This window comes from Beutenbergia cavernae DSM 12333 (assembly GCF_000023105.1).
Classification (GTDB): Bacteria; Actinomycetota; Actinomycetes; order Actinomycetales; family Beutenbergiaceae; genus Beutenbergia; species Beutenbergia cavernae.
The window spans coordinates 1,444,603-1,467,537 of record NC_012669.1 but is presented as its reverse complement, the minus strand read 5'-3'; the positions used below and the strand labels follow the sequence as shown (position 1 = coordinate 1,467,537).

Below are 22,935 nucleotides of genomic sequence, written 5' to 3'. Positions count from 1 at the left end.
CGCGACCCGACCTGGACTAGTCGTCCGAGTCCGACCGGGCCGGCATCTCCGGCTCGACGTTCGGGATGCGCGCCGTCGTGATCCCGTGGACGTCGAGCGCGAGCGAGGCGAGGACGACGGCGACCAGCACACCGGCGAACACGTACCTGTCGTAGAACGTCATCGGGTCGATGATGATGAGCAGCGCGATGATCAGCACCATCTTGAGCAGCCACATGCCCAGCACGATCGCCGCCATGAACGTCGGTTCCCGCCCGACGGCGAGGATCATCGAGAGCAGCGTCGTCCCGCAGAACAGCGCGGCTGCGACGGCCCCGAGCAGGGCTCCCCACAGCCCCGCCGTCCCGGCCACGAGCAGCCCGACCACGGCGCCGAGGACCACGATGATCGCGCTGACGACCAGCAGGCGACGCAGGATGCCGCGCAGGACGGCGATGAGCCTCGACGTCGAGACGGTGCCGGGGGTCCTGCCTGTGCTCATGCCGTGCATCCTCCCATGGCGGAGCAGGGCCGCCGGTACGGGCTAGGGCACCGGGACGGGCGGTCTGCGCCGTCGGCGGCGCACCGGGAGCGGGACGACGGAGAGGAACGTGGCGATCGCCACACCGACCCCGAGCAGCACGAGCACCGTCGTCGTCGGCAGCACGGCGAGCGAGGCCGCGCCGAACGCCACGAGGAACGTCCACATGTAGAGGATCACGACGGTCCGCCGGTGGCTGTGCCCGCGCGCCATGAGGCGATGGTGCAGGTGGCTGTTGTCGGCCGCCCAGGGCGCCTTGCCGGCCGCGACCCGGCGGACGACGACGACGAGCACGTCGACGAGCGGCACCAGGAGCACGGCGAACGGCAGGACGATCGGCAGGAACGCCGGGAACTGCTCACGCTGCGACACGGTGCCGGCGTCGATGTCACCGGTGACGACGATGGCCGTCGAGGCCACCACGAGTCCGAGCATCATCGCGCCGGAGTCGCCCATGAAGATGCGGGCCGGGAAGAAGTTGTGCGGGAGGAAGCCGAGGCACGCGCCCACCAGAGCCGCGAGCACCATCGTCGCGAGGTCCGAGTAGTCCCCCGGGCTCGCCTCGGTGGTCAGGAGGTACGTGTAGACGAAGAAGGCGGCGCCGCCGATCGCGATGACGCCGGCCGCGAGCCCGTCGAGGCCGTCCACCCAGTTCACGGCGTTCATCGCGACGACGATGACGAGCACCGTCAGGATCAACGAGAGTCGTGACGAGCCGATCGTCGTCCCGGCGATCGGGAGCGTCACGAGCTGGACGCCCTGCCAGGCGATGAACCCGGCCGCCAGGATCTGCCCGACGAGCTTCGTGATCCAGTCGAGGTCCCAGATGTCGTCAGCGACCCCGAGCAGGCACACGATCGTCGCGCCCCCGAGGATCGCCCACGCCTGGTTCGACGTCGCGAACACCGGTTCCAGGAACGGCATCTGCGAGGCGAGCAGGAGCGCGACGGCGAGCCCCACGAGCATCGCGAGCCCCCCGAGGCGGGGGGTCGGCACAGTGTGGACGTCGCGCTCGCGCAACGGCGTCACAGCGTTCGTGCGGCGGGCGATCCAGCGGGCGAGCGGGGTCGCGAGGACGGTGACCCCCGCGGAGATCAGCAGGACCAGGAGGTAGACCCTCACCGGTCGTGGTCACCGCCGTCCCGCGTCACCGGCTCGGCATCCACCGCCTCGGGCGGCAGCGGCGCGATCGGCCCGGCGGCCTCGATCTGCTCCTGGGGCGGGTCCGTCGGGTCGACCGGCTCGACGTCCTCACGCGCGCTCTCGGCGATCTCGCCGGGCGCGGCAGCCTCCATCGGCTCCACCGCCGCTGCGGCCTCGTCGGTGGCGGGCTCGACGTCTGCGGGCTCGTCGGCGGCCTCGTCCGTGGCGGTCTCGCCGGCGCTGGGGGCATCGGCGGCGGTCTCGCCGTCCGGCGCGGCGGCGGTCTCGCCGTCCGGCTGCTCGACGTCCGCAGCCGGCTGCTCGCCGTCAGCGGTGGTCTCGTCCTCGGGCGGGGGCGGCAGGAGCTCGGGTGCCACCTCACCGAGCACCTCGACGCTCAGCGCCCCCTCGCGGACGATGCTCAGCGTCGGGCCGGTCGCGTCGATGATCGTGGAGGCCTCGCCGCCGCGCGCCGGGCCGCCGTCGAGGTACACGCCGACCCGGGCTCCGAGCTGCTCCTGCGCCTCGGCGGCCGTGGTCGCGGCCGGTCGGCCGGTGCGGTTCGCGCTGGACGTGGCGAGAGGGCCCGTACGCCGCAGGACGTCGAGCGCGATCTCGTCGTCGGGCATCCGCAGGGCGACGGTGCCGCGGGTGTACCCGAGGTCCCAGGTCAGTGACGGCTGGGCGCGCACGATGATCGTCAGGGCGCCGGGCCAGAAGCGTTCGATCAGTGTGCGGACGACCTCGGGCACGTCGGTCGCGAGACCGTCGAGCGTGGAGTGGTCGCCGACCAGCACCGGCGGTGGCTTCTGACGGCCCCTCCCCTTCGCGGCGAGCAGGGCGGCCACGGCGTCCTTGTCGAACGCGTCGGCAGCGATGCCGTACACGGTGTCGGTCGGCAGCACGATGAGTCCACCGTGCGTGACGGCCTCGACGGCAGCGTCGAGACTCTTCTCCCGGTTGTCGGGGTCGGTGCAGTCGAGCAGGGTCACGGCGACGATCCTCCCACGAGCGACAGGGCGCGTGGCGCAGTCCGGACGTGCGGTCGGCGCGGCCGAGCTGGCCGTAGCGTGGGGCCGTGACGCGGAGGATCCGATGGTGGTGGGTGGCGTTCGGCGTCGCCGTCGTGGTGCAGCTGATCGCGCTGTACGCGCCGAGCACCCCGCGGGTCGGTCCGGACATCCCGAACCTGGACAAGCTGCAGCACGGGCTGTCCTTCGCGCTCGTCGCGGGCACGGGCCTGCTCGCCGGGCTCCGCGCACGCTGGTTCGTGCCGGTGCTGCTCGCGCACGCCGTGCTGAGCGAGGTCGTGCAGGGGGCGTTCCTGCCCGATCGTTCGGGCGACGTGGCCGACGTCGTCGCTGACGTCGCCGGGATCGCCGTCGGCTGGGCGCTGGCGTTCCTCGTGATGCGGCGCCGCTCGGCGTCGTTCAGCGTCGCCGGGCCACGACCGCCCGCGGACGTCCGGTGAGGTCGTCGAGCGTCACGGCGTCGTCGAAGGCTCCGCTCGCCGTGACCACCTCCCGCACGGCCGCCGCCTGCACCTCGGCATGCTCCATCACGAACAGCCCGCCCGCGCGCAGCAGGCGGGTCGAGGCGAGCACGACGGCTCGCGGCACGTCGAGGCCGTCGACTCCCCCGCCGTACAGCGCGAGATCGGGGTCGTGGTCGCGGACCTCCGGCTCCGTGGGCTCCGCGTCCGGCGGGATGTACGGCGGGTTGCTGACGACGACGTCGACCGTGCCGTCGAGGTCCGCGAGCAGCTCCGAGTCGCGGACGTCACCGTGCTCGATCCGCATGGTGCGGGTGCCGACGGCGGCGTCGTTGCGCCGGGTCAGAGCGACGGCCTCGGGCGCGAGGTCCACGGCGACCACACGGGAGGCGGGGACCTCGGTGTCGACGGCGAGCGCGATCCCGCCCGCACCGCAGCACAGGTCCACGACGAGCGGCCGGGCGTCGTCGACGGCCAGCCGCTCCGCCTCGTCGATGGCCACCTGAGCCACGACCTCGGTCTCGGGCCGCGGCACGAAGACGCCGGGTCCGACGGCGAGCTCGAGGTGCCGGAACGGCGCGGCACCGAGGATGTGCTGGAGCGGCTCGCGCGCGGCGCGGCGATCCACGAGGCGCGCAAAGTCGGCGCGCCGGCCCTCGGGTAGGTCGGCGTCGAGGACGACGAGTCGCCGGACCTCGGCACGCGTGACGCCGAGCGCGGAGGCGAGCAGGGTCTCGGCGTCCGCACGCGGACTGGGCACGCCGGCCGCGTCGAGCTCGGCCGTGCCCCACCGGAGCCAGGCAGCGGGCCGGTCGCCGGAGGCGCTCACGCGTGCGCCGCCGATCGACGCCCGACGAGGCGACAGGTCGCGTTCGGGGCCGCGCCGACGCCGTCGGGCGCACGCACGACGGCCTCAACCATCGGACGAGCCGAGCGCGGCGAGCCGCGCGGCCTCGTCCGCCTCGACAGCCGAGGCGACGACGGCGTCGAGATCGCCCGCGAGGACGGCGTCGAGGTTGTACGCCTTGTACCCCGTGCGGTGGTCCGCGATCCGGTTCTCCGGGAAGTTGTACGTGCGGATGCGCTCGGACCGGTCGACGGTCCGTACCTGCGACCGACGAGCCTCGGCAGCCTCCGCCGCAGCCGCCTCCTGCTGCGCGGCGAGCAGGCGCGCACGCAGGACGCGCATCGCCTGCTCGCGGTTCTGCAGCTGAGACTTCTCGTTCTGCATCGAGACGACGATCCCCGTCGGGAGGTGCGTGATCCGCACGGCCGAGTCGGTGGTGTTCACGCTCTGCCCGCCGGGGCCGGAGGAACGGAACACGTCGATGCGGAGGTCGCCTCCCTCGATCTCGACCTCTCCGGGGTCGTCGACCTCCGGCAGGACGAGGACACCGGCCGCGGACGTGTGGATCCGTCCTTGCGACTCCGTCACGGGGACACGCTGGACGCGGTGCACGCCGCCCTCGTACTTGAGGGCCGCCCAGACGCCGTCCTCGGGGGCCGCTGCTCCGCGCGACTTCACCGCGACCTGGACGTCCTTGTAGCCGCCGAGGTCGGACTCGGTGGCCTCGAGCACCTGCGTCTGCCAGCCGCGCCGCTCCGCGAACCTCAGGTACATGCGCAGCAGGTCGCCGGCGAACAGCGCCGACTCCTCGCCGCCCTCCCCGGCCTTGATCTCGAGGATGACGTCGCGACCGTCGTCGGGGTCCCGAGGCACCAGGACGCGGCGCAGGTGCTCGGCGGCGTCGGCCTCCGCCACCTGGAGCGCCGGCACCTCGGAGGCGAACGCGTCGTCCTCGACGGCGAGCTCGGCCGCCGCCGTCGCGTCGTCGGCGGCCCTCCGCCACGCCCGGTAGGCACCGACGACGCGGCCCAGCTCGGCGTATCGCCGTCCGAGCGCGCGGGCGCGGCCGGCGTCGGCGTGCACGGCGGGGTCGGCGAGCGCCGCCTCGATCTCGCGGTGCTCCGCGAGCATCGGCTCGGCGGCCGCGAACTCGGGCCCTCCCGTGACTCCGGAGCGCTGGTCACTCATCCCGGTCACCTCCTCCTCCCCCGGACAGACGACAGCGCCGGCGTCCCCACGTGGGGGACGCCGGCGCTGCGAGGTCGCTAGTTGGCGGGCGTGCGCTTGCCGTAGCGGGCCTCGAACCGTGCCACGCGGCCACCGGTGTCGAGGATCTTCTGCTTGCCCGTGTAGAACGGGTGGCAGGCGCTGCAGACGTCCGCGTGGATCTGGCCGGAGGCGGCCGTGCTCCGCGTAGTGAACGTGCTGCCGCAGGTGCACGTCACGGTGGTCGTGACGTAGGTCGGGTGGATCCCGCTCTTCATGGTTGTCTCCTGTGTTCTGTTCCCGGGTCGTGCTCCGAACGGCGCACGTGAACCGGGAACCAACGGATCATTCTGCCAGAACGCACCGCCGTCGTCGGACATTCCTGCCGACGGCGGCGCGAGCGTCAGACCAGCTCGTTCGTCTGGCCGGGGACCGTCGGCGTCGTCTTCTGCACGGTCATGAGGAACTCGGCGTTCGTCGGGATCTCCCGGACCTTGCCGAGCAGCAGCTCGAGAGCCGGCAGCTGGTCGAGCGCCCCCATGACGCGGCGCAGCTTCCAGATGATCTTGAGCTCGTCGCCCGGGATGAGGATCTCCTCGCGGCGCGTGCCCGACGCGTTGACGTCGATCGCCGGGAAGATCCGCTTCTCGGCGAGCGACCGGGCGAGCCGCAGCTCCATGTTCCCGGTGCCCTTGAACTCCTCGAAGATGACCTCGTCCATCTTGGACCCGGTCTCGATGAGCGCCGAGGCGAGGATCGTCAGGGAGCCGCCGTTCTCGATGTTGCGCGCCGCGCCGAAGAACTTCTTCGGCGGGTACAGCGCCGAGGCGTCGACACCACCGGACAGGATGCGGCCGGACGCCGGCGCCGCGAGGTTGTACGCCCGCGACAGGCGCGTCATGTTGTCGAGCAGCACGATCACGTCCTGCCCCAGCTCGACGAGTCGCTTCGCCCGCTCGATCGCGAGCTCGGCGACCATCGTGTGGTCGGACGCCGGGCGGTCGAAGGTCGAGGAGATGACCTCGCCCTTCACGGTGCGCTCCCAGTCGGTGACCTCCTCGGGACGCTCGTCCACGAGCACGACCATGAGGTGCACGTCGGGGCTGTTCGTCGTGATCGCGTTGGCGATCTGCTGCATCATGATCGTCTTGCCGGCCTTGGGCGGCGCGACGATGAGGCCGCGCTGACCCTTGCCGATCGGCGCGACGAGGTCGATGATGCGCGCGGTGATGGCCGTCGGCGTCGTCTCGAGGCGCAGCCGCTCCTGCGGGTACAGGGGCGTCAGCTTCATGAAGTCCGGGCGGCTCCGGGCCCGCTCGACGTCCATGCCGTTGACGGAGTCGAGCCGCACGAGCGCGTTGAACTTCTGCCGCTGCCCCTGCTGCTCGCCGTCCTGCGGCTGCCGCACGGCGCCGGTGACCGCGTCACCGCGGCGCAGACCGTGCTTCTTCACCTGGCCCAGCGAGACGTAGACGTCGCCGGGGCCGGGCAGGTACCCGCTGGTGCGGACGAACGCGTAGTTGTCGAGGATGTCGAGCACGCCCGCGACGGGGAGCAGGACGTCGTCCTCGGTGACCTCGACCTCCTCGTACTGCGCCTGCTCGCCGCGCCCGCCGCCCCGGCGCTTGCGGTCGCGGTAGCGGTCGCGGCCGCGACGACGCCGGCCGCCGCGCTCGTCGTCGTCGAAGCCGCCCCGGTCGGCGCCGCGGTCCGCGGTCGCCCGGTCGCTGCTCCGCTCGACGCTCGCCGCACGCCGCTCGCCGGTCGCGTCGTCGCGGCGCTCGCCGCCGGTACGGGCGGGGCGCTGGCCGTTGCGCTCGCCACCCTGCCCGTTGCGGCCCTCGCCGTCGCCGTCGTGGCGCGGCTCGGGGAACGTGATGTCGTCGAGCGAACGACGGCGTTCCTCGCCGCCGGACCGTGCAGCGCGCTTGCCGGCGTCCCGGGCGGGCACGTCCCGGGCGGGCACGTCCCGCTCAGGCGCGCTCTCGCGCTCGGGCTGGCGGGCCGGTCGCTCGGTGACCGTCGCGCTGGCTCCGGCGGCGCGCGGGGCCTCGAGGGCGGCCGCGGGCGCGGCGGCCGGGGCGTGCGTGGTCGGCTGGGGCGGCGTCGGCGCGGCCTCGTCAGCGGCGGGCCGCTTCGCGCGCGGGGCGCGGGCGGGCGCGGCGGAGCCGGCGCGGGCCTCACGGATCGCTGCGACGAGGTCGTTCTTGCGCATCTTGGACGTCCCGGAGATGCCCATGCTGCCTGCGAGCTGCTGCAGCTCTGCGAGGCGCATGGCAGTCAGGGACCCGCCGCGGGCCGCGCCGGCGGCCTGAGCGGCGGTGTCGATGGTGTCGGTCACGAGGTTCCTTATCCTTCGTGGTTGCGTCGAGTTCTCGACGCGTCGGTTCGTGCTCTCTCAGCGCGACTCTTCACCGCCGGACGCGGCGCACGAAGAATGCACGCCTGCGGCGTCCGGGGGTAGGCATCGCGTCCACGGGAAGTGGTGAGGAGCGTGGAGACTGCGCGAGCTTCGCCGTCAGTCTCGGGCGCCGTCAGCGCCATCTCGGGAAGTCGATGCAGCGGCCACGATACCACCGGGATTGCCCCGAGCGGGCTATTTCGCCCGTGGCGGCTGACATGTGGTCAACAGCGTTCCTGGCCCGGATGTTCCCTGCCACCGTCAGCCGACGACCGAGCCGTCCGCGTCGCTCGCGAACGCCCCGGCGTCGTCGACGGCGAGAGGCAGGCACTGCCATCCGCTCACCTCCGCGCGCCGGGCGGCGTCGTCGGGCACCTCGCCGAGGACCAGCACGCTCGGTCCCGCGCCGGAGACGGCCGCCGGGTGGTCGTCGGCCCTCAGCCGCGCCACCAGGTCCAGCGTCGGCGCCATCACCTCGCCGCGGAACGGCTGGTGGAGCCGGTCCTGCGTCGCCGTCATGAGCAGGTCGTGACGACCGCCGAGCGCGACGACGAGCAGGGCCGTACGCGCGGCGTTGAACACGGCGTCGGCGTGGGCCACCCGTGGCGGCAGGACGGCGCGTGCCGCCGAGGTCAGCAGGCGGGCGCCGGGCACGAGGACGGTCGGCGTGAGCCCTGGAGCCAGGTCGAGCCGGACCGCGCCGACGCCGGCCGCTTCGTCCGTCCCAGGACGCCCGGTCGTCCACGCGAGCGTGGCACCGCCGAGGAGCGCGGCGGCGGCGTTGTCCGGGTGCCCCTCCCACTCCGCCGCGAGGCGCAGGACGACGTCGTCGGACAGCGCGTCCGGGTCGGAGATCAGACCGCGCGCGGCGATGAGCCCGGCGACGACGGCGGCGGCCGACGACCCCAGGCCCCGGCCGTGCGGGATCGCGTTGTGGCAGCGCAGCTCGAGGCCCGCCTGCGGCGCGCCCGCCTCCTCGAGCCCGGCGCGCACGGCCCGCACCACGAGGTGGTCCTCGCCGTCCGGCACCTCGCCGGCACCCTCCCCGGTCACCTCGACGCGGGTCGTCCCCGCGGTCGCGCGCACCTCGACGGTGTCGTGGAGGGCGAGGGCCAGCCCGAACGTGTCGAAGCCGGGCCCGAGGTTGGCGCTCGTCGCGGGCACCTGCACCCGCACCAGATCCCGGACAAGTCGCATGGCGGTCCTCCGCTCAGTCCAGCCCGAGCACCCGCGCGACGTCGGCCGTTCGCGCGGACACGCTCACCGGTGCGATCGGCGTGTCCCCGAGCGCCGTCGCCGTGTCCTTCAACCCGTTCCCCGTGACCGTGCACACGATGGTGGCACTCTCCGGCACGTCACCGGCCCGCGCGCGGGCGAGCAGTCCGGCCACCGACGCGGCCGACGCCGGTTCGACGAACACCCCGACCTCGCGCGCGATCAGCGCCTGCGCGTCGAGGATCTCGGCGTCGCTGACGGCGTCGATGCGGCCCCCGCTCTCGTCCCGCGCGGCGACGGCGAGGTCCCACGAGGCCGGGTTGCCGATCCGGATCGCCGTCGCGACCGTCTCGGGATGCTCGACCGGCTCACCCTTGACGAACGGCGCCGCGCCCTCCGCCTGCACGCCCCACATCACGGGCGTCCGGTTCGCGCGGCCGGCGGCGGCGTACTCGCGGTAGCCCATCCAGTAGGCCGAGATGTTGCCTGCGTTGCCGACCGGGAGCACGTGGACGGCCGGAGCGTCGCCGAGCGTGTCGACGATCTCGAACGCCGCCGTCTTCTGCCCCTGGAGGCGGTACGGGTTGACCGAGTTCACCAGGGCGACGGCGTCGCTCGCGGCGAGCTCCCGCACGATCGTCAGGCAGTCGTCGAAGTTCCCGTCGACGGCCACGAGCGTGGCGCCGTGCACGATCGCCTGGGCGAGCTTGCCCGCCGCGATCTTCCCGGCGGGCAGGACGACGGCGCAGGCGAGGCCCGCGCGCGCGGCGTAGGCGGCGGCGGAGGCGGACGTGTTGCCCGTCGAGGCGCAGACGACCGTCGGCGACCCCGCCGCCACGACCTTGGAGATCGCGACGGCCATGCCGCGGTCCTTGAACGAGCCGGTCGGGTTGGCCCCCTCGACCTTGAGGTACACGCGGGCGCCCGTCCGCGCCGACAGCGCCGGAGCCTCGACCAGCGGCGTGCCGCCCTCGCCCAGCGTCACGACGGGATCGCCGTCGGCGAGGGGCAGGTACTCGGCGTACTCGGCGATGATGCCGCGCCACGGCTGGGCCATCAGGTTCCTTCCACCCGCAGGACGGACAGCACCGCCTGCACCGGTTCGAGCTCGGCCAGGTCCCGGGCCGTGGCCGCGAGCGCTTCCTCGCTCGCCGCATGGGTGACGACGGTGAGGAGCGCGATCGCCCCGCCGTCGCCCACGCTCTGGCGCACGGTCTCGATCGAGACCCCGCGGGCGGCGACGCCGGCGGCGATCTGGGCGAGCACACCGGGGCGGTCGTCGACCCGCAGCCGCACGAGGTAGCGCGTGCGCACCTCCTCAGGGCCGGCCACCCGGAGGTCGGCGTACGCGGACTCGCTCGGCGACTTCCCACCGAGCACCCGGTGCCGGGCCGCGGCGACGACGTCGCCCAGCACCGCGCTCGCGGACTGCTGGCCGCCGGCGCCGGCGCCGTAGAACATGAGGCGACCGGCGGCCTCGGCCTCGACGACCACCGCGTTGAACGGCCCGTGCACGGCCGCCAGGGGGTGGTCGAGCGGGAGCAGCGCCGGGTGCACCCGGACCGCCACCGCATCGTCCCCGACGCGTTCCGCGATGGCGAGCAGCTTGACGACGTGGCCCTGCTCCCGGGCGGCGGCGACGTCGGCCGGCCGGATCTCCCGGATCCCGTCACGCGTGACGTCGGCGAGCGAGACGCGGGTGTGGAACGCCAGCGACGCGAGGATCGCGATCTTCGCCGCCGCGTCAGCGCCGTCGACGTCGGAGCTCGGGTCGGCCTCGGCGTACCCCAGCTCCTGGGCCTCGGCCAGCGCCGCGGCCAGATCGACGCCGTGGGTGGTCATGCGGTCCAGCACGAAGTTCGTCGTGCCGTTGACGACGCCGACGACGCGCAGCACCCGGTCGCCGGCCAGTGACTCGCGCACGCCGCGCACGACCGGGACGGCGCCCGCGACGGCTGCCTCGAAGTGCAGGTCGACCCCCGCGGCGTCGGCAGCGGCGAACAGCTCCGGGCCGTGCTGTGCGAGGAGCGCCTTGTTCCCGGTCACCACGCTCGCACCGGCGCGGATCGCCTGGAGCACGAGCGTGCGGGCCGGTTCCAGCCCGCCCATGAGCTCGACGACGACGTCCGAGCGGTCGACGAGGCCTGCCGCGTCGTCCGTCAGCAGGGCCGGGTCGATCCCGGGCCGGTCACGTCCGAGGTCGCGGACCGCGACGCCGACCAGCTCGAGCCCTGTCCCGGACCGCGCCGCGAGGTCGGCGGCGTGCTCGGTCAGCAGTCGGGCGACCTGGGACCCGACGTTGCCGCACCCGAGCAAGCCGATGCGCAGCGCTGGTGCGCCCACGGAGACCTCCTGTCGTGCGATGACCCGGTGGCCCGGGCGAGAACACCCTAGGGCAGCGGACGCGGCCGCCGGCGCGGCCGTCCACGGCGGCGATGCGGCTCAGCCCAGGTCGAGCGCGAGCACGTCCTCCTCGGTCTCGCGCCGGATCACGGCGCGGGCCTCGCCGCCGGCGACGGCGACGACGCCGGGCCGCGGCACGAGGTTGTACTGGCTGGCCATGGACCTGCCGTACGCGCCCGTCGCCGGGACGGCGAGCAGGTCGCCGGCCGCGACGTCGGCGGGCAGGTCGACGTCGTGCACCACGATGTCACCGCTCTCGCAGTGCTTGCCGACGACGCGCGAGCGCACCGGCGGCGCCGCCGAGGCGCGGGAGGCGATCGTCGCCGTGTACGCCGCGCCGTAGAGCGCGGGCCGGATGCTGTCGCTCATGCCCCCGTCGACGGAGACGTACAGCCGGTCGGCCCCGTCCGTCGCGCGCACGGGCTTGACGGTCCCCACCGTGTAGAGCGTGCACCCGGCCGGAGCGACGATCGCGCGGCCGGGCTCGATCGACACGTCGGGAACGTCGGTGCCCAGCTCCGCGCACACCTCGCGGACGGTGCGGGCGAGCTCAGCGGCGAGCATCGCCGGGTCGAGCGGCACCTCGCCGGGAAGGTAGGCGACGCCGTACCCGCCGCCGAGGTCCACCTCGCCCACGAGCACGCCGTGCGTCTCGGCGATCCGCGCACGCAGCTCGAGCACGGACCGGGCGGCGACGGTGAACGCCTCCGCCTCGAGGACCTGCGAACCGATGTGGGAGTGCAGGCCGAGCAGCTCGAGCTCCGGGCGAGCGAGCACGGCGGCGACCGCCTCCTCCGCCCGGCCGGCCGCGATCGACAGCCCGAACTTCTGGTCCTCGTGCGCCGTGGAGATGTACTCGTGCCCCCCGGCGTGGACGCCCGTGGTGACCCGGACCATGACCGGAGCCCGCACGCCGCGGCGCGCGGCGGCGTCGGCCACGCGAGCGACCTCCGGCAGGGAGTCGACCACGATGCGTCCCACGCCCGCCGCGAGCGCCCGGTCGATCTCCGCGTCCGACTTGTTGTTGCCGTGCATGCCGATGTCGGCGCCCGGGATCCCGGCCCGCAGGGCGACGGCGAGCTCACCGCCCGTCGCCGTGTCGATGCGCAGGCCCTCGGCGTGCACCCAGCGTGCGACGGCGATCGAGAGGAACGCCTTGCCCGCGTAGTAGACGTGGACGCTCGACGGCGCCAGCTCGCGGGTGAACGCGTCGCGATACGCGCGGGCACGGGCGCGCAGATCCGCCTCGTCCAGCACGTAGACGGGGGTGCCGAAGCGGCCGGCGAGGTCGCTCACCGGCACGCCGGCGACCTCGAGCTCTCCGGTGGCACGGCGGGCGACGCCGGCCGACCAGGGCGGCTCGCCCGCGCCGACACCTGGCTGGATCTCGGTCCGCTCCGCTTCCATGCCCTCAGTCTGCCGTCCCGGGCCGGACGCGCGACGGCCGGTCCGCGCGCTGGGCGCGGACCGGCCGTCGGGTCGGGCTCAGGTCAGAACGGGAGCCCGGCGTACAGGTCGACGGCGGCGTCGGTCTCGCTCGTCGTCGTGTAGGAGCCGCCCTGGCCGTCGTCCCAGACCACCGTGACGCCGTCCGCGCCGGAGAAGATCCAGTAGTGACCGAGGTCGCTGTCGGGGAACACCACTCCCTCGTCGGCCAGGTTCGCCTGGTCCTCCTGCGCGGCCCGCTCCTCGGCCGCGGCGGCCGCCTCGTCCGGGGACCCGAAGGACATCGCCGTGAGGACGACCTCGCTGCCATCGTCGCCCTCGAACGTGCCCTCGTAGGACTCGATGACGCCGGCCGCGCTGGTGTCGCCCGGCACGTAGCCCGGGTCGACGAGGTCGTACGTGACGCCGCTCGACCCTCCCTCGGAGTTCGACCCGCCGTCGACGCTGCTCGGCAGCATGTCGAGCAGCTCGGTGGAGGCAGGCGGCTCGTCGGTCGGCTCCTCCGACGGCTCCTCGCTCGGTTCCTCGGACGCCGGCGGCTCCGTCTGCTCCTGCGTCGGCTCGCTGGTGGCCGGCGGGTTCGGGTCGTCCGCACCGAACAGGTTCACGGCGAGGAGCACGATCGCCACGATGAGCACGACGGCGCCGATGATGATGCCGACGACGAGGCCCGTGTTCTTCTTCGGCGGGCCGCCCGGCCCGCCGGGGCCACCCGGCCCGCCCGGACCGCCGTAGCCACCACCCTGGCCGTAGCCGCCCTGGCCGTAGCCCCCCTGGCCGGCATCCGGCTGCTGACCGTACCCGGGCTGCTGGCCGTAGCCGCCGGCCGGAGCCGCACCGGGCTGCTGGCCGTACCCGGGCTGCTGCTGTCCGTAGTCGGGCTGCTGGCCGTACCCCGGCTGCTGCTGCCCGTAGTCGGGCTGCTGGCCGTACCCCGGCTGCTGGCCGTACCCAGGCTGCTGCTGCCCGTAGTCGGGCTGCTGGCCGTATGCCGGCTGCTGGCCGTACCCTCCGGCCGGAGCCGCGCCGGGCTGCTCGCCGTAGGACGGCTGTGGGGTTGCGGGCGAGCCGGTGCCGTAGCCACCGGACGGCGCCTGCCCGTAGCCCGGCTGCGAGGGGGCCGCGGGCGGCACGTCGCCTCCGCCGGGCGGTGCGATCCGCGTCGCGTCGGGGAACTCCTGCCCGGGCTGAGGCTGCTGTGCCGGGTCCGGCACGGAGCCGCTCGGCTCGTCAGGTCGCGGGGGCGGGTTCTCGCTCATGGGATCTCCTCTGGTCACGCCTATCGGCCCAGGAGCCGGTCGAGCCGGCGCGGTGCCCGCCCAGCCTAGGGGCCTGTCCGGAGCACGGCGACGGGGACAACTCCCCGTCCCACGCGCTGCTAGACTCGGTCCCCGGCACAAGCCCCTGTAGCTCAGTGGATAGAGCGTCTGCCTCCGGAGCAGAAGGTCGCTGGTTCGAATCCAGTCGGGGGTACTTCGCGTCTCAGGGCACGGGCGCCATCGGGCGCCCGTCGGCGGCACGTCAGCCGCTCCGCACGACCCGCCTCAGCCCGCACCTCGGACGGGCGCGCGCGCCCGGCGCGACGCCTCTACGGTTAGGCGCCATGAGCACCGTCCAGACGCCGTCAGGCGAGCAGTACATCCTGCGCGATCCCGCGTCCGACGCCGTCGCCGTCGTCACCGAGGTCGGCGCCACCCTGCGGTCCTTCAGCGTGGGTGGCCGCGACGTGATCAGCTCGTTCGCCGCCGACCGGGTCGCTCCCGCCTCGCACGGTGCCGTGCTCGTGCCGTGGCCGAACCGCATCCGCGACGGTCGCTACTCCTTCGACGGCGTCACCTACCAGCTCCCGCTCACGGAGCCGGCCCGCGGCACCGCGCTGCACGGGCTCGTCAACTGGCAGCGCTGGCGCGTCGTGACGTGGGAGGAGCAGGAGGTCCGGCTCGCGATCGACCCGCCGCCGATCCCCGGCTACCCGTTCGGCCTGCACGTCGAGATCGGGTACCGCCTGTCGGGCCAGGGCCTGGAGATCGAGCTCGTCACCACGAACACCGGCACGCACGCCGCGCCGTACGGCGTCGGCTTCCATCCCTGGCTCTCGCCCGGCCCGGACCCGCTCGACGTCGCCACGCTGTCGCTGGACGCGACGGGATGGGTCCGGCCCGACGACCGACTGCTCCCGACCGGCGTCGAGGACCTGCCTGAGCACCTGGACTTCCGGAACCCGCGCGAGCTCGGCGACGTCGTCATCGACGACGCGTTCACCGGCGCGACCCGGGACGACGACGGGCTGTCCTGGATCCGGCTCACGGGCCGCGACGGCCGGACCGCCGCCGTCTGGATGGACGAGTCGCTGTGCTGCTGGCAGATGTGCACGGGCGACGAGGTCGCCGACGTCGCGCTCCGCCGCTCCGGGATCGCCGCCGAGCCGATGACGTGCGTCGCCGACGCGTTCAACACCGGGGACGACCTGGTCCGGCTCGAGCCGGGAGCGGAGCACCGCGTCCGGTGGGGACTGCGGCTCGACTGATCAGCGGGCCGGCCGTGTCGGCCGGCGCGGCGCTGGGCGGGTCAGGAGCAGAGCGACCCGGAGGTCGTCATCGTCATCGCGTCGTGCTCGGCGAGCCAGCTCGGCGGGTCGACGGTGGACAGCTCGTCGTCGACGTGGATCTCGAGGTGCAGGTGCGGGCCGGTCGAGTTGCCGTACGAGCCGACGGCACCGATGACATCACCCGCGAGCACCTGGTCGCCCTCGCTGACGTAGACGCCGCTCGGGTACATGTGGACGTACCAGCTCCACACCTTCTGCCCGTCGAAGTCGTGCTCGATGATGACGAGCTGCCCGCTGCGCCCTTCCTTGCCGCCGCCGGTGTAGATGACCTCACCGCCCGCGACCGCATGGATGGGAGTACCCGACGGCGCCGCGTAGTCGACGCCCTCGTGCGTCCCGCCCCAGCGGTAGCCGAACTGCGACGTGACGCGGTACGTCCCGTCCTGCAGTGGCATCACGACGTCGACGACGGCGGCCGCGTCGATCGCTGCGAGCGCGCCGTTCCCTTCAGTCCCGGTGGCCGAGCACACGACCTCCCCGCGGCCCGCGGACCTGCTGGCGCTGACGACGGCGCGGGCCTGGGCGAGCTGATCGGCGCCGAGCGTGGAGTCCGCGCTCGGCTCGTCGGGCGTCGCTGCCGCGGCGAGCGAGGACGCCGACGCCGTCGCGAGCGTGTCGAGGGCGCTCGACGTCGCCTGTGGCACGGGGATGTTCGGGGTCTGCGCCTGCGAGGTCGCCGTGACGGGGATCACGATCGTCGCCGCCCCGAGCGCGGAGAGCACCGCGAGCCGCGGCACCCAGTGCCGACCCTTGGCGCTCGGGGTACGCGCCGGCCGCGGGTCCGGCCAGTCGAATCCGAGGCCGGCCGGCGGAACGAGCGCCATCGCCGGCTGGTGCTCCGCCTCGGGCACATCGTCCACGGATGGGCGCGCGGGCGGCGCCCCGTCGGGCGCGTCGAGGATCGCGAGCATCGCTGCCGTGTCCTCGACGTCCGGCGCGACGGCGAGGGCCGGAGCGGACACAGCGGTCACGCTGCCGGCCGGCTCCGCCTGAGCAGGCAGCGGAAGCGTCGCGAACGCCACACCGACGCCGTCGCCCACGCGCGCGGCGCGCTGGGCGGCGAGGAGGCGCTCGAACTCGGCGACGAGATCGGCCTCCCGCTGCGCGTTCTCGACGGCGAGCGCCGCCTCGCGGAGCTGACGCCGCGTGAGGGTCGTCGCCTCCGGCTCGCCGGACGTCACCGCGCGTTCTGCGGCTCGTCGGGCGCGTCGCGTGTCCGCCGTCTGCGCGGACGACTCAGCGCGCTCGTGACTCACTCGACCTCCGGACGGGACATGACAGCCCGGAGCACCTCCGGGTGAGAGCGTTCTCGTCAGGCTACCCCGAGCGAGGCTCGGCCTGGGCCGAAACCACGTCCGTCGGCCCCCGACGATCACGAAAGAGTAACGGACGCTCGGAGTGGTCGTCCACCATGTGGCCGCCGTCACGTCGGTCCGCGGACACCTCCGCGACACCGACCCGCGGTGGCGCGTGGCCGCGCCGTCCCTGGGCACCCTGTGCCACGCTGGGCCCCATGAGCCAGAACGGGGCCGAGGAGGCCACGCGGGTACTCGTCGTCGAGGACGAGCCCGACATCGCGACGAGCATCGCCCGGCGCTTCACCGCCGAAGGGTGGACGGTCGAGATCGCGTCCGACGGCCTCGCCGGCGTCGAGGCCGCGAAGCGGTACGCGCCCGACGTCATCGTGCTGGACGTCATGCTGCCCGGGATCGACGGGCTCGAGGTGTGCCGCCGCATCCAGGCCGAGGACCCCCGGGCCGTCCCGATCCTCATGCTGACCGCGCGTGACGACGAGACGGACCTGCTCGTCGGCCTGGGCGTCGGCGCCGACGACTACATGACCAAGCCGTTCTCGATGCGGGAGCTGCTCGCCCGGGTCAAGGCGCTGCTGCGCCGGCACGAGCGCGTGAGCCGGCTCGCCGCCGTCCCGGCGGACCCGCGTGCGGAACCCCCGCTCGAGCTCGGCGACCTCGTCATCGATCGTGCGCAGCGACGCGTGCACCGGGCCGGGACCGAGGCGCATCTCACACCCACGGAGTTCGACCTCCTCGTGTGCCTGGCGTCGTCGCCGCGCACGGTGCTCACGCGGGAGCAGCTGCTCGAGGAGGTCTGGGACTGGGTCGACGCGAGCGGGACCAGGACCGTCGACTCGCACGTCAAGGCGCTGCGGCGCAAGCTGGGCGCCGACCTGATCCGCACCGTGCACGGCGTCGGCTACTCGCTCGAACCGCCGCCCACATGACCGGGCGGGCAGGCGCGACGAGCACGTGCCGCGCAGCGGATGAGTAGCCGATGAGCGGCGCGGCACGGCACGCCCGGTCCGGTGCTCCGACGCCGCCGCTGCGGTACGCCGCGCTCGACGTGCGGCCGCTCGACCGCCTGACGTCGATCAAGTACAAGCTCGGCGTCCTTGTCGCGGCGTCCGTCACGGTGTCGTCCTTCGTCGTGTGGTGGGGACGTAGTTCCGAGCCTCCGCTGCGCTGGTACATGACGTTCCCGTTCGCGATCGCCCTGGCGCTCGTCGTGACACAGCTGCTCGCCCGCGGGATGACGTCCCCGCTACGCGAGATGACGAGCGCCGCGCGGGCGATGTCGAACGGCGAGTACGGCATCCGCGTTCGCGCGACGAGCCACGACGAGGTGGGCCAGCTGGCGCACGCGTTCAACGCGATGGCGCGCGACCTCGCGTCCGTGGACGAGGCGCGCCGCGAGATCGTCGCGAACGTCTCGCACGAGCTCCGCACCCCCGTGGCCGCGCTGCGCGCACAGCTGGAGAACATGGTCGACGGCGTCACGCGTCCCGACGAGGAGGCGCTCCAGGCGGCGCTCGACCAGACGGAGCGCCTCACGCGGCTCGTCACGTACCTGCTCGACCTCTCGCGCCTCGAAGCCGGCGCGACCGGGCTGCACCTCCAGGACGTCGAGGTGCAGGACTTCCTCGAGGAGGTCGTCGACGCCGCGTCCCACGCCGCGCGAGCGGCGGGGCGGACCGTGGCCTGGGAGGTGTCGACGTCGCCCGAGGACCTCCATGTGCGCGCCGACGCCGAGCGCCTGCACCAGGTGGTGCTCAACCTCCTCGCGAACGCCACCCGCCACTCCCCGCCCGGGGGCACGGTGCGGGTGCGCGCGTCGCAGGCGCCGATCGGCGACGAGATCGTCATCGACGTCGTCGACGAGGGCACCGGCATCCCGCCCGAGGAGCGCGAGCGCATCTTCGAGCGCTTCCAGCGCGGCAACGCCCCGGCCCAGACGGGCGGGATCAGCACCGGCGGGACCGGTCTCGGCCTGGCGATCGCGCGCTGGGCGGTCGGCCTGCACGGCGGCACGCTCACCGTCGTCGACACCGAACGCACCCCGCTCACGGTGCCCGTCGGCGCGGACCGCGACGAACGGGTCCTCCGGGGCCAGGGAGCGACGCTGCGCATCCGGCTCCCGATCGACGGACCCGCCGAGCGGTCCGAGCAGCCCAGCGGGACCTGACGAGCGGCGTCCCCGCCGTCCGCCGCCACGCCGTTGATTGCCTCGCCGCACGACGGCGGATACCTCGACTTGACCGCACCTTGGCCTGGGGTGTCGAGGCGCCGTGCACATGCGGTGAAAAGGTCCCTCACACGGCCTTCCCCACCAGGTTCGCGCGCACGATCGCCTACGCTGGATGCGGCGATTCACCCACCATCAGAAGAAGAGAGCGATCGCGCGTGTCAACGCAGGCACACCCCGAACCTTCCTCCCTGGCCGCGACCTTCGGCGCGAACGAATGGCTCATCGAAGAGCTCCGCGCGAAGTACGAGAAGGACGCCACGCTCGTCGACCCGGAGTGGCGCGAGTTCTTCGCCCGGCAGGATGCAACGACGACGACGTCGCCGCCGACCCCCGCTCCCGCGGCTCCGCGCAACGGCGAGGCACCCGCCGCCCGCCCCGCAGCTCCCCAGGCAGCCGCACCGGCACCGGCGAAGCCCGCCCCTCCGGCGCCGGCCCCCGCGGCGCCGGCCCCCGCGGCGCCGGCCCCCGAGGCGCCGGCCCCCGAGGCGCCGGCTCCTCCGGCGCACGCCGCCGCGCCGTCGGCCGACCCGCGCGCCGAGCTCGCCCAGGAGGACGTGCGCGCCGACCTGCCGCCGACCCAGCCGCGCGCCGCGGCGCAGCCCCCGACCGCTCCGTACACGCAGCGGCTGTCGGGCGTCCGGGACGAGGCGGCCACCGCCGTCGGCGACGACGAGGTCACGAAGCTGCGCGGTCCGGCCGCTCGCGTCGTCGTGAACATGGAGACGTCGCTGACCGTCCCGACCGCCACGAGCGTCCGCGCCGTCCCGGCGAAGCTGCTCGTCGACAACCGCATCGTCGTCAACAACCACCTCGCCCGGTCGCGCGGCGGGAAGGTCTCGTTCACGCACCTCATCGGGTTCGCCGTCGTCGAGGCGCTGGCCGACATGCCGGAGATGAACGCCGGGTACCGCGAGGTCGACGGCAAGCCGGGCGTCACGCACCCGTCGCACGTCAACTTCGGTCTCGCGATCGACCTCGCCAAGCCGGACGGCACGCGCCAGCTCCTCGTCCCGTCGATCAAGGGCGCGGAGGCGATGGACTTCGCCACGTTCTGGACGGCGTACGAGAACCTGGTGCGCACCGCCCGCGGCGGGAAGCTCACGGCCGACGACTTCGCCGGGACGACGATCTCCCTGACGAACCCCGGGACGATCGGCACCGTGCACTCCGTGCCGCGGCTCATGAGCGGCCAGGGCACGATCATCGGCGTCGGCGCGATGGACTACCCGGCGGAGTTCCTCGGGGCGTCAGCGGACACGCTCGCCCGGCTCGGGATCTCCAAGGTCCTCACGCTGACCTCGACGTACGACCACCGCATCATCCAGGGCGCGCAGAGCGGCGACTTCCTGCGCATCATCCACTCGAAGCTCATCGGCGAGGACGGCTTCTACGACCGCGTCTTCGCGTCGCTGCGCGTCCCGTACGAGCCCGTGCGCTGGACGAAGGACATCGCCGACGACCCGGCCACCGAGCTGGGCAAGCCGGCGCGCATCGCCGAGCTCATCCACGCGTACCGCTCACGCGGGCACCTCATGGCGGACACCGACCCGCTCGCCTACCGCCAGCGGCGCCACCCGGATCTCGACGTCCAGAACCACGGCCTCACGCTCTGGGACCTCGACCGCACGTTCCCGACGGGCGGGTTCGGCGGCAAGCCGCAGATGCCCCTGCGCGACGTCCTCGGCCTGCTCCGGGACTCCTACTGCCGCACCATCGGCAGCGAGTACATGCACCTGCACGACCCCGCGCAGCGGCGCTGGCTGCAGGAGCGGCTCGAGTCGGGGTACACGAAGCCGTCGGCGGAGAAGCAGCGGCAGATCATCCACAAGCTCAACGCGGCCGAGGCGTTCGAGACGTTCCTCCAGACGAAGTACGTCGGGCAGAAGCGGTTCAGCCTCGAGGGCGGCGAGTCGCTCATCCCGATGCTCGACACGATCCTCGCCGGCGCCGCGCACGACGGTCTCGACTCCGTCGCGATCGGCATGCCGCACCGCGGCCGCCTCAACGTGCTCGCCAACGTCGCCGGCAAGTCGTACGCGCAGATCTTCTCGGAGTTCGAGGGCAACCAGGACCCGAAGACCGTGCAGGGCAGCGGCGACGTCAAGTACCACCTCGGCACCGAGGGCATGTACACGTCGCCGACCGGGGAGCAGACCTCCGTCTACCTCGCGGCGAACCCGTCCCACCTGGAGGCCGTCGACGGCGTGCTCGAGGGCGTCGTCCGCGCGAAGCAGGACCGGATCGACCTCGGCGGCGAGGGCTTCTCCGTGCTGCCGGTGCTCATCCACGGCGACGCCGCGTTCGCCGGCCAGGGAGTGGTCACCGAGACGCTCAACCTGTCCCAGCTGCGCGGCTACCGCACCGGGGGCACGGTGCACATCATCGTGAACAACCAGGTGGGCTTCACCACCGGGGCGTCGAGCTCGCGGTCCACGCTGTACACGACCGACGTCGCCAAGGGACTGCAGATCCCGGTCTTCCGCGTGAACGGCGACGACCCCGAGGCCGTGTCGCGCGTCGCGGAGCTCGCGTACGCCTACCGCCAGGAGTTCCACAAGGACGTCATCATCGACATGGTGTGCTACCGCCGTCGCGGGCACAACGAGGGTGACGACCCGTCGATGACGCAGCCGGTGATGTACTCGCTGATCGAGAACAAGCGCAGCGTCCGCACGCTCTACACGGAGTCGCTCATCGGTCGTGGCGACCTGAGCGCCGAGGACGCCGAGAAGGCGCTGGCGGACTACCAGGGCGAGCTCGAGCGGGCCTTCCGCGAGACCCGCGAGGGCGGGTGGACCCCGTCGGCGGACAGCGAGCCGGTCGCGGGGCTCGAGCGTCCGGAGTCCCAGCTCGAGGACGCCGGCACGATGGTCGGGTGGGAGACGGCGGTCCCGTCCTTCGTGCTCGAGCGCGTCGGCGACGCGCACGTGCGGCCGCCGGAGGGGTTCACCGTCCACCCGAAGCTCGCGGCGCTCATGTCCAAGCGCGCGGAGATGGCGAAGGCCGGCGGCGTCGACTGGGCGTTCGGCGAGCTCCTCGCGTTCGGTTCCCTCCTGCTCGAGGGCACGCCCGTGCGCCTCGCCGGGCAGGACTCGCGGCGCGGCACGTTCGTCCAGCGGCACTCCGTGCTGCACGACCACCGCACCGGCGCCGAGTGGACGCCGCTCATGTACCTCTCGGCCGACCAGGCGAAGTTCTGGGTCTACGACTCCTCGCTGAGCGAGTTCGCGGCCCTGGGGTTCGAGTACGGCTACTCGGTCGAGCGCCCGGACGCGCTGGTGCTCTGGGAGGCGCAGTTCGGCGACTTCGTCAACGGCGCGCAGACGATCGTCGACGAGTTCATCTCGTCCGCGCAGCAGAAGTGGGGCCAGCGGTCGTCGGTCGTCCTGCTGCTCCCGCACGGGTACGAGCACCAGGGTCCGGACCACTCCTCCGCCCGCATCGAGCGCTTCCTGCAGCTGTGCGCCGAGGACAACATGATCGTGGCGCAGCCGTCGACGCCGGCGAGCCATTTTCACCTGCTGCGCCGGCAGGCCTACGAGCGCCCGCGGCGTCCGTTGGTCGTGTTCACGCCGAAGCAGCTGCTCCGCCTCAAGGCCGCGACCTCGAGCGTCGAGGACTTCACGCACGGCACGTTCCGCACGGTGATCGGCGACGACGCCGTCGAGGCGTCGTCGGTCCGCCGGGTGCTGCTGTGCTCGGGCCGCGTGTACTACGACCTGCTCGCCGCCCGCGAGAAGGGCACGCACGGCGCTGACGACGCGACGGCGATCGTCCGCCTCGAGCAGTTCTACCCGCTCGACGGCGAGGCGCTGCTGGCCGAGCTCGACGCGTACCCGGGCGCTGAGGTCGTGTGGGTGCAGGACGAGCCCGAGAACCAGGGGGCGTGGACGTTCCTCGCGATGCGCCTGCCGGCGCTCCTCGGTGACCGCTCGTTCCGCGTGGTGTCCCGCCCGGCGTCGGCGGCCCCGGCGGCGGGCTCCGCGAAGGCGAGCCAGGCCGAGCTGGCCGAGATCATCGCGGCGGCCTACGCCGGCTGAGGGCTCGCCTGAGGTACCTCAGACGATGCCCGGCGGGCGGGCCTGAGGTTCACGAGGCCCCAGCGGCTGCC

General features: G+C 73.5%; 18 protein-coding genes and 1 tRNA gene. 6 read left to right on the top strand and 13 right to left on the bottom strand.

The features are described from left to right. Positions 1-16: 16 nt before the first annotated feature. Genes BCAV_RS23165 through BCAV_RS06485 form a run of 3 tightly spaced genes read right to left on the bottom strand, consistent with a single transcriptional unit; the run spans position 17 to position 2,655 of the window. Positions 17-481, bottom strand: coding sequence for a Cg1360 family ATP-synthase-associated protein (locus tag BCAV_RS23165; protein WP_015881791.1), 465 nt, complete (start codon positions 479-481; stop codon positions 17-19). A gap of 42 nt (positions 482-523) precedes the next feature. After that, positions 524-1,642, bottom strand: a complete 1,119-nt coding sequence (locus BCAV_RS06490; protein ID WP_015881790.1) for a glycosyltransferase family 4 protein — start codon at positions 1,640-1,642, stop codon at positions 524-526. Further along, positions 1,639-2,655, bottom strand: coding sequence for an L-threonylcarbamoyladenylate synthase (locus tag BCAV_RS06485; protein ID WP_015881789.1), 1,017 nt, complete (start codon positions 2,653-2,655; stop codon positions 1,639-1,641). The genes BCAV_RS06490 and BCAV_RS06485 overlap by 4 nt, the downstream gene beginning before the upstream one ends. A gap of 86 nt (positions 2,656-2,741) precedes the next feature. Here BCAV_RS06485 and BCAV_RS06480 point away from each other — a divergent pair, with 86 nt between their 5' ends. Next, on the top strand, positions 2,742-3,134 hold the full coding sequence (locus tag BCAV_RS06480) for a VanZ family protein (RefSeq protein ID WP_144016732.1): 393 nt from the start codon (positions 2,742-2,744) through the stop codon (positions 3,132-3,134). Here the strand turns inward: BCAV_RS06480 and prmC are convergent. The 9 genes from prmC to BCAV_RS22930 form a co-directional block, all read right to left on the bottom strand. Continuing rightward, a complete protein-coding gene (gene prmC / locus BCAV_RS06475; protein WP_015881787.1) occupies positions 3,094-3,984 on the bottom strand; it encodes a peptide chain release factor N(5)-glutamine methyltransferase in 891 nt (296 codons plus the stop codon). The two genes, BCAV_RS06480 and prmC, sit on opposite strands and share 41 nt — an antisense overlap. Before the next feature lie 84 nt (positions 3,985-4,068). Beyond that, entirely contained in the window at positions 4,069-5,190 is a 1,122-nt protein-coding gene (gene prfA, locus BCAV_RS06470; RefSeq protein WP_015881786.1) for a peptide chain release factor 1, read from the bottom strand. Positions 5,191-5,267: 77 nt separating this feature from the next. Continuing rightward, positions 5,268-5,486: a 50S ribosomal protein L31 gene (gene rpmE / locus BCAV_RS06465; protein ID WP_015881785.1), complete on the bottom strand. Its 219-nt coding sequence runs from the start codon at positions 5,484-5,486 to the stop codon at positions 5,268-5,270. A gap of 125 nt (positions 5,487-5,611) precedes the next feature. Then, positions 5,612-7,549: a transcription termination factor Rho gene (rho, locus tag BCAV_RS06460; RefSeq protein ID WP_015881784.1), complete on the bottom strand. Its 1,938-nt coding sequence runs from the start codon at positions 7,547-7,549 to the stop codon at positions 5,612-5,614. A 321-nt stretch (positions 7,550-7,870) separates the two neighbouring features. Continuing rightward, on the bottom strand, positions 7,871-8,806 hold the full coding sequence (gene thrB, locus BCAV_RS06455; RefSeq protein ID WP_015881783.1) for a homoserine kinase: 936 nt from the start codon (positions 8,804-8,806) through the stop codon (positions 7,871-7,873). A 13-nt stretch (positions 8,807-8,819) separates the two neighbouring features. Continuing rightward, entirely contained in the window at positions 8,820-9,881 is a 1,062-nt protein-coding gene (gene thrC / locus BCAV_RS06450; RefSeq protein WP_015881782.1) for a threonine synthase, read from the bottom strand. Then, entirely contained in the window at positions 9,881-11,167 is a 1,287-nt protein-coding gene (locus tag BCAV_RS06445; RefSeq protein WP_015881781.1) for a homoserine dehydrogenase, read from the bottom strand. Before BCAV_RS06445 ends, thrC begins: the two co-directional genes overlap by 1 nt. Before the next feature lie 99 nt (positions 11,168-11,266). After that, entirely contained in the window at positions 11,267-12,634 is a 1,368-nt protein-coding gene (gene lysA, locus BCAV_RS06440) for a diaminopimelate decarboxylase (RefSeq protein ID WP_015881780.1), read from the bottom strand. An 83-nt stretch (positions 12,635-12,717) separates the two neighbouring features. Continuing rightward, positions 12,718-13,932, bottom strand: a complete 1,215-nt coding sequence (locus BCAV_RS22930) for a hypothetical protein (RefSeq protein WP_015881779.1) — start codon at positions 13,930-13,932, stop codon at positions 12,718-12,720. Positions 13,933-14,073: 141 nt separating this feature from the next. Between BCAV_RS22930 and BCAV_RS06430 the strand changes: the two genes are divergently transcribed. After that, positions 14,074-14,146 (top strand) — tRNA-Arg (locus BCAV_RS06430). Between the two features lie 130 nt (positions 14,147-14,276). Continuing rightward, a complete protein-coding gene (locus BCAV_RS06425; protein ID WP_015881778.1) occupies positions 14,277-15,200 on the top strand; it encodes an aldose 1-epimerase family protein in 924 nt (307 codons plus the stop codon). A gap of 41 nt (positions 15,201-15,241) precedes the next feature. On the opposite strand, the gene BCAV_RS21525 is transcribed toward BCAV_RS06425, so the two are convergent. Then, the gene (locus BCAV_RS21525; RefSeq protein ID WP_050761679.1) at positions 15,242-16,462 is read right to left on the bottom strand and encodes a M23 family metallopeptidase; all 1,221 of its coding nucleotides are present in this window, start codon (positions 16,460-16,462) and stop codon (positions 15,242-15,244) included. 332 nt (positions 16,463-16,794) lie between these two features. On the opposite strand from BCAV_RS21525, the gene BCAV_RS06415 reads away from it, so the two are divergent. The 3 genes from BCAV_RS06415 (at position 16,795) to BCAV_RS06405 (ending at position 22,864) form a co-directional block, all read left to right on the top strand. Next, a complete protein-coding gene (locus BCAV_RS06415) occupies positions 16,795-17,523 on the top strand; it encodes a response regulator transcription factor (protein ID WP_015881776.1) in 729 nt (242 codons plus the stop codon). Between the two features lie 50 nt (positions 17,524-17,573). Further along, positions 17,574-18,761 (top strand): HAMP domain-containing sensor histidine kinase, encoded by a 1,188-nt coding sequence (locus BCAV_RS06410; protein WP_015881775.1) that lies wholly within the window; start codon positions 17,574-17,576, stop codon positions 18,759-18,761. 218 nt (positions 18,762-18,979) lie between these two features. Further along, positions 18,980-22,864 (top strand): multifunctional oxoglutarate decarboxylase/oxoglutarate dehydrogenase thiamine pyrophosphate-binding subunit/dihydrolipoyllysine-residue succinyltransferase subunit, encoded by a 3,885-nt coding sequence (locus BCAV_RS06405; protein WP_015881774.1) that lies wholly within the window; start codon positions 18,980-18,982, stop codon positions 22,862-22,864. Positions 22,865-22,935 lie beyond the last annotated feature (71 nt).

What these genes read in the sequence shown, in the direction of transcription:
- BCAV_RS23165 (WP_015881791.1), bottom strand. Translation starts at nt 481, where the DNA reads ATGAGCACAGGCAGGACCCCCGGCACCGTCTCGACGTCGAGGCTCATC.
- prfA (WP_015881786.1), bottom strand. Translation starts at nt 5,190, where the DNA reads ATGAGTGACCAGCGCTCCGGAGTCACGGGAGGGCCCGAGTTCGCGGCC.
- rpmE (WP_015881785.1), bottom strand. Translation starts at nt 5,486, where the DNA reads ATGAAGAGCGGGATCCACCCGACCTACGTCACGACCACCGTGACGTGC.
- thrB (WP_015881783.1), bottom strand. Translation starts at nt 8,806, where the DNA reads ATGCGACTTGTCCGGGATCTGGTGCGGGTGCAGGTGCCCGCGACGAGC.
- thrC (WP_015881782.1), bottom strand. Translation starts at nt 9,881, where the DNA reads ATGGCCCAGCCGTGGCGCGGCATCATCGCCGAGTACGCCGAGTACCTG.
- lysA (WP_015881780.1), bottom strand. Translation starts at nt 12,634, where the DNA reads ATGGAAGCGGAGCGGACCGAGATCCAGCCAGGTGTCGGCGCGGGCGAG.
- BCAV_RS22930 (WP_015881779.1), bottom strand. Translation starts at nt 13,932, where the DNA reads ATGAGCGAGAACCCGCCCCCGCGACCTGACGAGCCGAGCGGCTCCGTG.
- BCAV_RS06425 (WP_015881778.1), top strand. Translation starts at nt 14,277, where the DNA reads ATGAGCACCGTCCAGACGCCGTCAGGCGAGCAGTACATCCTGCGCGAT.
- BCAV_RS06415 (WP_015881776.1), top strand. Translation starts at nt 16,795, where the DNA reads ATGAGCCAGAACGGGGCCGAGGAGGCCACGCGGGTACTCGTCGTCGAG.
- BCAV_RS06410 (WP_015881775.1), top strand. Translation starts at nt 17,574, where the DNA reads ATGAGCGGCGCGGCACGGCACGCCCGGTCCGGTGCTCCGACGCCGCCG.